The 12,745-nt window shown below is 40.0% G+C and carries 7 protein-coding genes; 6 read left to right on the top strand and 1 reads right to left on the bottom strand.

Going from position 1 to position 12,745, the window contains the following annotated elements:
- The first annotated feature begins 90 nt into the window (after positions 1-90).
- From NBX03_RS14830 to NBX03_RS14815, 4 genes are all read left to right on the top strand, one after another.
- Complete coding sequence (locus NBX03_RS14830) at positions 91-720, top strand: TetR/AcrR family transcriptional regulator (RefSeq protein WP_250228547.1); 630 nt, start codon at positions 91-93, stop codon at positions 718-720.
- 626 nt (positions 721-1,346) lie between these two features.
- The gene (locus NBX03_RS14825; RefSeq protein ID WP_250228546.1) at positions 1,347-3,098 is read left to right on the top strand and encodes an ABC transporter ATP-binding protein; all 1,752 of its coding nucleotides are present in this window, start codon (positions 1,347-1,349) and stop codon (positions 3,096-3,098) included.
- Positions 3,095-4,840 carry an ABC transporter ATP-binding protein gene (locus NBX03_RS14820; protein WP_250228545.1) on the top strand — a complete coding sequence of 582 codons (1,746 nt, stop codon included), beginning with the start codon at positions 3,095-3,097 and terminating at the stop codon, positions 4,838-4,840. The genes NBX03_RS14825 and NBX03_RS14820 overlap by 4 nt, the downstream gene beginning before the upstream one ends.
- A 974-nt stretch (positions 4,841-5,814) precedes the next feature.
- Positions 5,815-6,252 (top strand): ACT domain-containing protein, encoded by a 438-nt coding sequence (locus tag NBX03_RS14815; RefSeq protein ID WP_250228544.1) that lies wholly within the window; start codon positions 5,815-5,817, stop codon positions 6,250-6,252.
- Between the two features lie 493 nt (positions 6,253-6,745).
- Here the strand turns inward: NBX03_RS14815 and NBX03_RS14810 are convergent, their stop codons facing one another.
- On the bottom strand, positions 6,746-7,744 hold the full coding sequence (locus tag NBX03_RS14810) for a DUF3298 domain-containing protein (protein WP_250228543.1): 999 nt from the start codon (positions 7,742-7,744) through the stop codon (positions 6,746-6,748).
- Between the two features lie 465 nt (positions 7,745-8,209).
- Here NBX03_RS14810 and NBX03_RS14805 point away from each other — a divergent pair, with 465 nt between their 5' ends.
- Both NBX03_RS14805 and NBX03_RS14800 read left to right on the top strand, forming a co-directional pair.
- On the top strand, positions 8,210-11,158 hold the full coding sequence (locus tag NBX03_RS14805) for an S-layer homology domain-containing protein (protein ID WP_250228542.1): 2,949 nt from the start codon (positions 8,210-8,212) through the stop codon (positions 11,156-11,158).
- Positions 11,159-11,171: 13 nt separating this feature from the next.
- A complete protein-coding gene (locus NBX03_RS14800) occupies positions 11,172-12,716 on the top strand; it encodes an S-layer homology domain-containing protein (RefSeq protein ID WP_250228541.1) in 1,545 nt (514 codons plus the stop codon).
- The last annotated feature ends 29 nt before the right edge of the window (positions 12,717-12,745 follow it).

Genomic DNA, 12,745 nt, shown 5'->3' with positions numbered 1-12,745 from the left:
GTACTTGACAAAGTGTATGCTGCCTGCTAGACTGATAATCGAGTTATCAATAATAGGATTATCAGTAGCATAAGGAGGTGCAGCAAATCAATGTCCAAACCGGATCGTTCCATTGACCCACGTATCATAGAGAGCGCAAAAGAAGAGTTTCTTGCCCATGGTTTTGAAAAAGCCTCCTTAAAAGTCATCTGTGAAGATGCAGGAGTTACCACCGGTGCATTATATAAGCGGTATAAGGGAAAGGAAGACTTATTTTGTGCCGTGGTAGCCGATACGGTTGAGGCGCTTAACAATTTTGTGGAAAAACGAAGCTCTGCCAAGGCGTGTACTTTATCCGACAATACGCTTATCAAAGCATGGGAGATGGGCGAAAGTATGCTGCCGTGGTTTCAGTTTCTATATGAACATCATGATGGATTTGTGTTGCTTATTTCGGGGGCCGGAGGAACGCGGTATGCTAATTTTCAGCACGATTTTGTGGAAACCATGACTACTAAAACCTATGAGTATTTTCTGGAAGCCAAAAGACGAGGGCTGACTTTTGTGGATATTTCCATAGAAGAAATGCACATTTTGCTCTCTGCATTTTGGACTACGGTTTACGAACCCTTTATCCACGGTTATACATGGGACCAGATAGAAGCTCACTGTAAACTGATCTGCGACCTGTTTAACTGGAATAAAGTCTTGGGGTTTCGCCCATCTATAGCGAAACAATGAATTAGCGTAACAAAAATCGTATATTTTGAATGGCTTAAAATAGTGATTCTATATTTTAAACCGTTTATGAAAAAATAGGTTTTATTCCTGCCTTAATCTTGTTTTGCTATAAATAAATTCCCTTTGTAAAAGAGGATTTTATTTAATCCCTGGTATATTTGCAAATTTAAAAACTTAATTTATCGCAATATGAAGACAGGGCTTTTCTTATTGAGAATCCTTGAGATAGTTCTGCCATTTCTGCGATTTTTCTGGAGGAATTTTGCTTTAAAAAAGCCAACCTTCAGGCGGCAGATTTTCTTCGCCCATCAATTGAAATCCCTGCTTTTTGCAGAATCTCCGCCGGGCTTTTGGCTTGCAAACGTTTCTTAGGGTAGTGATGCTTAATTGCATAAAATAATCCCTTCAATAGAGGGATTTCTTATTTGTCACTAAGTTAGTTAAATCTAACTAATAACGGTTTAATCTAGTAAGTTTCTTATAAAGAAGGAATAAATACTTGTTTACTATATCTTCAAAACATGGATTTCCTTCGGAAAAAAGTGCGTTTTTAGATCAGTGTAATATGGCTTTGTTCCTATTTCATTTTAAATTTACTATATCAATTTATAAAGGAGGGGTTTATTTTGTTTAAAAAGGTATTGGAATATGCCGGCGAGCACCGAAAGACAACCTACGGGGCAATAGCCGCCATGCTTGCCGGTATGGTTATGCAGGTGCTGCCATTTTGGTTTATTTACCAAATTATTCGGCCGCTGCTTATGGGTGAGCCTATTACGGCAGAATACGTGCTTTTTAATGTTGTAGCCATTGCAATCTGCACGGTACTCTATGCTGTGCTCTATATCTGGGGGCTTTCTCTGTCCCATAATTCAGCCTACAATACCCTTAAAAATCTGCGTATTTCTTTGCAGGAAAAGATGGAAAATCTGCCTCTTGGGGTCATTCAGGAAAAGGGTGTAGGGGCTGTCAAGAAAATGTTCATAGACGATATTGAAAAAATTGAGCTGCCGCTGGCCCATGCTTTGCCGGAAGGGATTGCCAATGTTTCTATCCCTGTGCTGGTATTTATAGGCATGTTTTTAGTGGACTGGAAGATGGCGCTTTTAGCCCTTGCGTCCCTTCCTCTTGGAGTCATTGCCATGATGATGATGTATCAAAGCGGTACAAGTAAAATGGGTGATTACTATGCGTCGGCTCAGAAGATGAATAACACTATCGTAGAATACATAAACGGCATGGAGGTAGTAAAAGTATTCAATAGAGACGGCGAATCCTACCACCGGTATGAGCGGGACATTAAAAGCTATCGGGATTTTACCCTTGCATGGTATAGGGCCTGCTGGCCGTGGATGGCTATTTACAACAGCCTTGTACCCTGCGTTGCTCTCTTTGTTCTTCCGGTAGGGGCTTATTTTGTTCTTAAAGGATATTCGACCTTGCCGGAGCTTGCCCTTGCTCTTTGCATGTCCTTTGGCATCAGCGCGCCTCTTCTTCGGGCCTTAAGCTTTCTGCCGACCATGGCCCGCATTGAGTATACCATCTCCAGTTTGGAACAGATGATGAACGAGCCGCCTCTGACCCAGTCTTCCGCCCCCTTTACAGGTAAAAATCACGGGGTAAAATTTGAGAATATCCGCTTTGCCTATAAGGAAGCAGAAGTATTGCACGGCGTTACCCTTGAAATCCCGGAAGGCAGCCTGACTGCATTGGTTGGAGAATCGGGAAGCGGAAAGAGTACCCTTGCCAAGCTGTTAGTTCATTTTTATGATGTAACTGACGGCGCTGTTAAAATTGGAGAACAGGATATACGGGACATGAGCCTGGAAGCCCTCAACGACCAAATTTCTTATGTGGCTCAGGAGCAGTTTCTATTTAACATGAGCTTATTGGAAAATATCCGCTTGGGTAGGCCGGACGCAACAGATGAGGAGGTTTTGGAAGCGGCTGAAAAGGCACAATGCAAAGAATTCTTAAACCGGCTGGAAAAGGGGATTTATACCATGGCAGGTGACGGAGGCAAACAGCTTTCCGGCGGTGAACGTCAGCGTATTTCTCTGGCCCGGGCTATATTGAAAAACGCCCCTATTGTAGTTTTAGACGAAGCCACGGCCTTTATGGATCCGGAGAATGAAGAAAAGATGAATGAAGCCATTGCCGAGGTCATTAGAGGTAAAACCGTTATTGTCATTGCCCACCGCCTCCATTCAATTATAAACGCCGACCAGATTTGTGTGCTTAATGCAGGAAATCTGGAGGCTGCGGGAACCCATGAAGAACTGCTTGCAAGCTGTCCGGTATATCAAAAGCTTTGGCAAGCCGCCGAAGGAAGCGTACAGTGGAAGGTCAGTACAGCGAAAGGAGAAAAAAGCGTATGACAGCATTAATGAGACGAATTTTTGATGCCTCGGGAAAATACAAAGGCAGGATTGCTCTGGCTTTCGTGTTCTCTTTTTTAAAAGGAGTTTTGAAAAATGCCCCTATCGGCTTTGGCTTTTTTGTTCTTGCTGCCTTTTATCAAGGGACAGCGACACCAGAGCTTTGTCTTAATATAGGAATCGCATTAGTTATCAGCTTACTGCTGCAAATGCTTTTCCATAATATTTCAGACCGGCTGCAGTCGGCGGCAGGCTTTTTGCTTTTTGCCGATAAGCGTATGGAGCTGGGGGCACATCTTCGTAAAATGCCTATGGGCTATTTTACAGAAGGGAATATTGGAAAAATCAGCTCCGTCCTTTCCACCGATATGGTATTTATTGAGGAAAACTGCATGAATGTGCTTGCAGATATGATGAGCTATATCTTCTCTCAAGGGATTATGCTGGTGTTTCTTTTTTTTATAAGCCCATGGATTGGTTTTTTAGGCCTTATTGTGCTTTTTCTGATTTTACTGGTAGCAAGAGGATTAAAAAAGGAGGCCCTTGAAGATTCCGCCGTAAGGCAGGAGCAGCTAGAGAATCTGACGGAATCTGTCCTGGACTTTACCGAAGGCATCGGTATCATTAAGACCTATAATCTGCTGGGAGATAGGTCAAAGATACTTACCGACAGCTTCCAAGAGACCTGCCGCACCAGCCTGGAGTTTGAGGAAAACCATACCCCATGGCAGCGGGGATTGAACTTGGTTTATGGTTTTGGCGTTGTCGCTGTAATTGGGCTTTCCCTATTCCTGTATTTTGAGAAAATGCTGGACGTTACTTACTTAGTGGGCGTAATGCTCTTTGTATTCGATTTGTTCGGGCCTCTTAAAGCCTTATACGGCCAAAGCGCACGGCTTACGGTAATGAATAGCTGTATGGACCGCATTGAAGAAGTGTTTGCAGAGAAAGAGCTTCCCGATAAAGGAACGGACACCATTCCTGAACAGAGCGGTGGCTTTGAGGTGCAGTTTGAAAATGTAGGCTTTGCCTATGGTGAAAAAGATGTGCTTCAAGGGATTTCCTTTGATTTAAAAAAGAATAACATGCTTGCTTTGGTCGGCCCCTCCGGCGGAGGAAAATCAACCATTGCAAGTCTTTTGGCCAGATTTTGGGACGTAAAATCCGGCCGGATTCTTGTGCGGGGCAAGGATATACGAAACATTCCTCTTAGTGAGCTTATGAATCACATCAGCATGGTATTTCAGCGGGTATATCTGTTCCAGGATACCATTTACAATAACATCAGCATGGGAAGACCTGAAGCAAGCAAAGAGGAAGTGGTAGCAGCGGCAAAAAAGGCCAGGTGCTATGATTTTATAATGGCGCTGCCCGACGGCTTTGGTACTGTAGTAGGTGAGGGCGGCGCCAGCCTTTCCGGCGGGGAGCAGCAGCGAATCTCCATTGCCCGCTGTATTTTAAAAGACGCGCCCATTGTTATTTTGGACGAAGCCACCGCCAGCGTAGACGCGGACAATGAAAGCTATATCCAGCAGGCCATTAGTGAGCTTTGCAAGGGAAAAACACTGCTTGTCATTGCCCACCGCCTGAATACCATTCGTCATGCTGATAATATTTTGGTTATTGCCGACGGAAGCGTTGCGGAACAGGGAAGCCATGAAGATTTAATGGAGAAAAACGGTATCTACAAGCATTTTGTGACCACAAGAGAAAATAGTAAAGGCTGGAGCCGAAAGGTTTAAGATAGAAGTACAAAAGAAAACAAAAAGCCGAGGAATTAAGGCAGGTTCACGCCAATTCTGCGGCTTTTTATTTTTTAAACACAGGCCGGAGGTTTGCAAGCTCCAAGCTTTCGTTGATATAGTGACCTTAAAGAAGTAAGAAAAATCTATTTTTCATCAAGGGCTTAATATCGTAAATTTAAAGATAACCGATAGCAAAGCTGTATATCGCTTAAATGCATATAAAATAGCGGCATTGTCAATTTGCTTTTCTCTTATTTATTTACTATAGATTTAAGAAAAGCTTATTAAAATAAAAATTAAAAAGCAATTTTAACTTTTAATAAGTATATTCCTCTTAATCCCAATATTCATTTCGGTATAAAAGCAAATTGACTATATTTCATACGTAATTATTATATGTGGCAATAAGCCAATGAAGATAGGGTAAAGTGCAGATTAATTTTTAAGGGTTTGAGGAGTTTTATTTAAAATAAAACTTTTTAAAATACTCGGCCTTTGCTTTATATATAAGAAGTTCTGCCGGGCGTTTCATAAGGTGAAAGAAGCCGTTTTCTGTAAATATTGTGAAAATCCTTATTTTACAAACAAAATAAAAAATAGTATAATAAAGCTTAGACATAATAGACCCAAAAGATAATATTTATATCATAAATCAACTGTAAGATACTTTTGACACTGTATAGGGAATCATAAGGCTTATAGGGTAAGTATGTATGGGAAAAACACCGTTACGGGATAAGGTCTTTGAATTTTTAGAAGGTGCAGCCATACTGATTCAATCTTACAGCAATTTGTCTAAATAATTAAATATTAGATTTTTGACTATTTAATGAAGCTGCTGTAAAATTTGCTTTTATTTCAAAGTTCCATAATTTTTAAAATACTTATAGCAAATTTACTTGAATCTTTAATAAATTTATTATATTGAAAATCTTAAGGTTTTATAAAAATAAATTTCAAGGGGTGAGATTGTGCAGAGAAAATATTTGATTGTCAGTAAAAAAATACTTCCTGAGGCCTATGATCAAGTGATAGAAGCAAGAACATTAATCAATAACGGCAGCGTAAAGGGAGTAAGTGAGGCTGTAAAAAAGGTGGGTATCAGCAGAAGCACTTATTATAAGTATAAGGACTATGTTTTTTCCCCGTCGGAAAATTCTATGGGGAGAAAAGCCGTGGTTTCCATGATGCTGAACCATGAAAAGGGAGTCTTATCCAATATGCTTAATTATATGGCGTCGGAGCATGTGAATATTCTTACCATTAATCAAAGTATTCCCATTAACGGCAATGCCCATGTAAATTTATCCCTTGATATTTCCGATATAAAAAATCCTATTGATGATATTCTGGAAAAACTCAGGTCCATGAAAGGCGTAGGAGATGTAAGGCTTTTGGCCATTGAATAAGGTGTTTTCCTGCCTCCTCAATGGGCTTCATTTGAATTTATAGTAAATATCTTGTAAAGATAGTAACAAAAGCCGATTCACTAGAGATTTATCTTTACCAAATAAAAAATAAATTTGATAACCATAAGAAAACACTCACTTAAAAAGGGATACAGGCTTATGCCTGTATCCCTTTTTAAGTGCTTCGTATAAAAACACAGATTTTCTTCGGAAACATGGCGAAATTGCCTTTATACTGCACACAGGGATTTTATATATAAAATCGAACAAAGGCAGTTTCACAAAAGGTCATTTATTCTATTTCTTCTAAAACGTATTTTTGAATCCTCCCGAATATACGGTGTTATTACTGTTTCACTTTAAGTTTACTATATTTATAATCTTAGAAATTCGATTATAATAAAAGATACCCATGATATTTGTTTTTTAACTATAGAAATGCTTATTTAAAAACACTTATATATGATTTTCTAAATTCCCCTAATACTTTTTTCTACTCTTCATAAGATGAAAAAACAAGATTTCCTGCGCTGTCTACATAATAGAAAAGGTCTAATATGGTTTCTGCAAAGGAAATAGGCACATAAGTGATGCCGTTATTATTGGCATCTGCTCTTATTTCCGGCGGGGCCTCAAGAATTTGAGGGGTAAAGTTGTTTTTGCTGTATTCATTGATACCGATACTTAAGGAAGCTATGAAATTATCCTTTAAAATAAGAATTTTTGGGTTTTTCATGGTAGGGGTAGCGTTATGCCATCTTACGTCGTAATCAAAGCCTTCTTTGCAGATTTTACGCAGGGGTATCATTCGTATATTATAGCTTGAGCCGTAAACGTATTCTGAGGATAAAATTTTAAAATTCTTTATTTTGCTTTTGTCTACGGCTATTTCCTGAGTGCCGTAAACCCCCGGGGAAATTTCATATTTGTCAAATACCAGATATACGGAATTATCTTTTATATAAAAGTCCGCGTTTACACCGATGCCTGAAAAATCCACATTGTATTTGCCCGGGTTTTTGGAGATGGTTGTGCTTATTTTTTTATTTGCTATTTTTATTCCGTTTTTTCCTAAGGCAGCATCGTCTGTGATGCGTATAATTTCCTTAGAGCCTTTGGAATTATCGAAAACCACGGTGTCGATTTTTTCCATTGATGAACCGGAGGATGAAGTGCTTGTGAGAATAACGGATACAATATTTCCGCTTTCTTCTATACGGTAGCTTACGCTTAAATTTGGATTAAGGGTGCTGCTTTTTCCTTCTTCTTTTATATTTGCCGTTATTATGGCCTGTATCTTCTGATTGACATTAAAAGAATTGCCTTCAAAATAAGGGTAAGTTCCGCTTACCTTCACGGCGGTTTTTGTAAGAGCAGAAGCGCTTCTTGATAAAGGGGCTACGCCGCTGTTTGAGGCAGGGCTTCCCCAGATGGTGATGGAATTCAATATCAACAGAAAAATTAAGGTAATAATAAAGCTTGTTTTTTTCATTTTGTCCCTCCTTTTCCGTCTGTATAGGGGCCTGTTAAGGCAATAAGTATGCTTTAAGATTAGGCCGTCAGAGGTATTTTCCTATATTAATATTTTACATGGACTGTAGTTATATTACAATTACATTAGCATTACAAAAAAAACTCAAGTAAAAACCCTTAATCTTCGACATAATATAAGAAGAAAGTATGCCACATAAATCAGGTTTTTATGATATATTTGTCTAAGTATATATTATAAAGACAGTATTTATGTTAAAATTGGGATACTGGAATCTTATATTTATTTATAGTAAATTTAAAATTAAACAGTAACAAAACCGTATATTTATGTAGACCTTAAAATGCACTGTTTCCTGAGAAAATCCAGTTTTTAAGTCTTTAATGAATCGGATTTTGTTACTTCTTTATAAGAAATTTACTGAATTAGATTATCCATATTGTTATTATATTTTCAGGAGGTATTATGAAAAAATTAGCAGCTTTGGCTTTATGCCTCATCATAAGCTTTCCTCAAAGCGCTTATGGTTTAACCGATGAAAGGATTTTTACAGATCCTGTTAAACATACATATTCTGCAAGAAAGAATAACGACCAGCTGATTGCTAATTTAAGTTTCACCGATTTGCCTTCTTCCCATTGGGCGAAAGAGGCAGTAATAAGAAGCGGAAGCCTGAATATGGTAAAGGGCTACAATGACCGGTATATGCCGGCGCAAACCGTAACAAACGAAGAGGCCCTTGCGTTTATCATCAGAATGGCAGGTCTTGAAAATGACGCCCTTATTGATGCCAATGACCTTAAAAACAGCATCAATACGACGGAAAATTTAAAAGATATATGGTCTATAGGATATTTAAGCGTTGCAAGAAAAAAGGGCATTATCACAAATCAGGAATATACTTCCTTTATATCTGAGCCCACAGAGGGAGAAAATATTGAAACAGAAGATAGAAAAGACCCGGCCACAAGAGAAAGGGTTGCCCATTGGCTTGCCCTTGGCCTTAACAGCATTGCCGAAGGCGCTGTAGAGCTGAACGGGGAAAAGCAGAAAATATATAATTTTTCCGACTGGCAGTCCATCGGCTCGGAATATGCCGCCTCCGTAGATGCTGTTGCCTCCGCCGGCATCATGAAAGGCGACGACAGAGGCCGCTTTAATCCGAAATCCGGCCTGACAAGAGCAGAAATGGCCCAGGTTTTAAGAAATATGGATAGTATTTATAATAATTTATACGGTATAGAAAAGAAAACGGGAACCGTTGCAGGATATAGAGACAATCAGGAGACCTATACGGCGGCCGGCGCCATATGGAGAAATTATTATATCAGAACCGCTGACGGCGGCGTAGATGTTATTCAGTATCAGCTGAAAAGAGATTCCGCAGGAGAAACAGGGATTTTAGATACCGTTGTTTATAAAAACGGAACTGTAGGCGGCCTTTCCACCCTTTCAGAAGGAGATACCATAGAATATCTCGTAAATACACAGGCAATGGAAGCTTTATATGTACAAGTTCTTTCAGAAGGCCCCGCAGCCTACAGGTCCGTAGAAGGAAAGCTTTATTCCGCCGATACCAATAACGGAACCATCACCATTCAGGACAATAAGAAGAAAACCTTTGTATATAAAATGATGGACGGGGTTTATGATAAAGAAGAAAACTATATTATCATAGATCAGGCTAAAAACACTGTAAAAAGCCTTCCCATCGGAAGCAATATCAGGCTGAACCTTAGAAATGACGTCATTGAATCCGTAAATTTCTTAGGGGAACCTGTGCTTGTAGAGGAAATGAGAGGTATTGTCATTGAAAACAATGCAGAATTCGGTTATTTAACCTTTATGGATAACAACGGAAGTATCGTAACCAAAAATTACTATGCCGACAGCATAAAAGTCGAAAAACAGCAGTATTACGATATGGACGATGAAATCGGCTATCTTGACGAGGTTTTCCCAAGCTTTGAATATGACCCGAGAGATACGGATATTGCCGCCATAGAAGCCGGAGACATCGTGTTTATGCGTTTTGATAAAGACGATAAGGATTTGATTTCAAACATCAGCGCTTCCGTAAGCTATATCGCTAAATACGGAAAAATAAAGGAAATAACCTACGGTGAGGGAATTTCCCGCTTCCTTATAGAATATGAAAACAAGCAGACCGGATGGTATGACGTGGCGACGGGGGTATTTGCCTCAAAAGAAGGAAAGCCTGTGGACATGGGCAATATAAAAATAGGGGACTGGGTCAAGTTCCTTGTAAATCAGGCTATTATAGAGCCGGGCTATATCATGGAATCCGTAAAGGAAATCAATATAGAAGGCGACGAGCATTTTATTTCAAATATTATAAAAGGTCAGCTTGCAGGCATAGAGCCTGTTCAGAATAAGCTCATTGTTCAAAACGCTCAGACTTTGACGAAAACAGGCTGGGGCAATTATCAGACCCTACAGCAGTTTTCCATAAACAATAAGGACATCGAATATTATTATCAAGGGGAACGCATATCCCTTGATTATGCTCAAAGATATTTAAAGCGCTCCGATGGAGAGGTTTATATCGCTCTTGAAAACAGCGCTTCCGGTGAAAGAGTTAAAAAAATTACATTCAGAAACGGAAGAGATGAGCTTCTTGACCCTGAAACGGTTCTTGCTTCCGACGGAAACGGAAGCTTTACCACCATATCAAAGAGCAATATTGCAACAGATTCAGGTACCATCGTAAGAAGACACGGAAGGCTTGTAGACGGAAACGGCATTTTAGCTTCCGACTATGTAAAGGCTTCTCTAAACGGCGGTCTTACGGCGGCGGTAGTGGATATTACAGATGCGCCGGATACCTCAGGCATTATGATTGCAAGGGCAAGGGTATTAAGCGTTGATGAGGGCAAGAGCTTTAAAGCCCAGTCCATGAGCGTCCTTTCAGGAAACAGCTGGGTATATACGCCTGTTCAGAGGGAATTCACCATAGATTATAATACTATTTTCTTTAATTCCGACGGCATTGTATCCTCCGATAACTTTATAGATTATACTTCTGAAAGCGTAAAGGACAAGGCCTTTAACGTAGTATACGACGGAAGCAAGGCGCTTAGAATCATCGAGGCCCCTTATGCAAGAGAAATGGTAACAGGTACTATTTATAATATTTCAGGCGATACCGTATCGATTAAAGACGCAAAATACTACGACAGGGCTACAGGCAAATGGAACACCGTAAGCAATGTAAACAGTATCCTTGAAATAAGCATCAATGGAAATAATGCCATTATCGGAAAAAATAACAGCCTTATAAGCGTGTCCAGCCTTGAAAAAGGCGATTTGCTTAAGGTCATGACAGACGAGCTTCCTGCGAAGGTGATTCCTGAAAGCAATATCAACGGCTATATCGTACTTGTAGAAAATTAAAGGGGAGGAAAACATGAGAAAACTAATTAAAACGATGATTCTTTCCGGCATATTAACTTTTTTCCTTTCCACAATGGCTTATGCTGACATTGGAGATATGGGTTTTTTCGGCGGGGTAAGTCAAGGCAGAAAGCTTCCTAAGACCACGGAAATTTTGCTTCAAAATAAAAACAGCAAAAAAACTTCCAGTGACAGTTTCATTTATAAAGAGCTTATTCTTTTGAGCGGAAGACCTCAGGAGTTTGAAGGAAGGCTTACGAAAAAGGAAAGTGGCGCCGTAACCCAAGAGGAAAATTCAGGAACCTATACGGTAACCTTTACCGTGGTTCCCGTAAGAACCGATGAAGATGCCGCCCGAATTAACAGAAATATTGTATTTACTGTGAATTGGCGAAGAGAGGGCAGCCAAGTAATCAAGGATTATGAGGTGAAAAGCTGGACAGAAACCATAGCCTCCGCCGATGATGAGCTTTCTCTTCAGCAGGATCAGTCCCATTTTAACGTAAGCATCATTGAAGACCATACGCCGGGCGTTGTCTATTACAAGGGGAATATTTCCATGACGGCAGTATACGCCGCAGACAGCGAGGATAATGCCGATGCCCAAAGGACCACGGTTCAGTCCACAGGTTCAATTTACGGATATCAAAGCGCATGGTCCAATACGGAAACCCACCGCATCGATACCTGGGTTTACGGCAATGACTGGCAGATGCAGTATCAGCTTCGCCCAAGCGTTTCCGTAAATAAAGTTCTCCAATATTCCGAAAATGAGCCTACAGCCATAAGCTTTAAAGGCAATTACAGGGAAGTAATACAAAACCAAAGCGCCTTAAGCTATAATATATACGCGAAGCCTGTGCAATTTTATGATTTGCAGGATAACGGCTCTATTAATATTCCTTCCTATAACAGCTTTGAACAGCTGATAGCGCCGGACACTTCATTTTTAAAAGGCCATTTTGCAGAAGCAGATATTAATAAGCTTTTCAGCATGCAGGTGCTTACAGGAAACCCCGTATATTTTAAGCCGGAACAGGCTATGACCAGAGGGCAGTTTGTAATGGCTCTTGCAAAGGCTGTAAAGCTTCCCATAGAAGAAGTGAAAGCGACGAAAAAGTCAAAGAAAAATGATGTTGTTAAAATCGTATTTCCCGATGTTCTTCCTGAAAGAGCAGAATATCCCTATATCATGGCGGCCTTTAATTCCGGTCTCGCCATGGGCAGAGACAGCGGAAATTTCTACATAGATTCCCCTATCCAAAGACAGGAGGCCATTGTAATTCTGGTTCGTGCATTAGGCCTTGAGAATCTGGGCCTTGACCCAACGCCTGCAACAGTATTTACTGATGATAGAAAAATAGCTTCATGGGCAAAAAAGGAAATATATGCAGCTGAACGGCTGGGAATCATTTCAGGAGATGAGGACGGTAATTTCAGGCCGGAGGAAAAAATAACAAAGGCCGAAGGCGCAGCCTTTATAAATCGCCTGATTAACTACATGCGTCAAGATTTAGTTACAGATTATACAGAACATATTATAAATTACGCAAATTAGGAAAGAATAAATCTGAAGAGAAAGCGAAG

It is taken from the genome of Anaeropeptidivorans aminofermentans (assembly GCF_940670685.1).
Taxonomy (GTDB): domain Bacteria; phylum Bacillota; class Clostridia; order Lachnospirales; family UBA5962; genus Anaeropeptidivorans; species Anaeropeptidivorans aminofermentans.
This window is presented reverse-complemented; position numbering and strand designations above follow the sequence as displayed.

Bases quoted from the DNA above. Each gene is read 5' to 3' on its own strand.
- NBX03_RS14830 (WP_250228547.1), top strand. From the start codon at position 91: ATGTCCAAACCGGATCGTTCCATTGACCCACGTATCATAGAGAGCGCA.
- NBX03_RS14800 (WP_250228541.1), top strand. From the start codon at position 11,172: ATGAGAAAACTAATTAAAACGATGATTCTTTCCGGCATATTAACTTTT.
- NBX03_RS14810 (WP_250228543.1), bottom strand. From the start codon at position 7,744: ATGAAAAAAACAAGCTTTATTATTACCTTAATTTTTCTGTTGATATTG.
- NBX03_RS14820 (WP_250228545.1), top strand. From the start codon at position 3,095: ATGACAGCATTAATGAGACGAATTTTTGATGCCTCGGGAAAATACAAA.
- NBX03_RS14805 (WP_250228542.1), top strand. From the start codon at position 8,210: ATGAAAAAATTAGCAGCTTTGGCTTTATGCCTCATCATAAGCTTTCCT.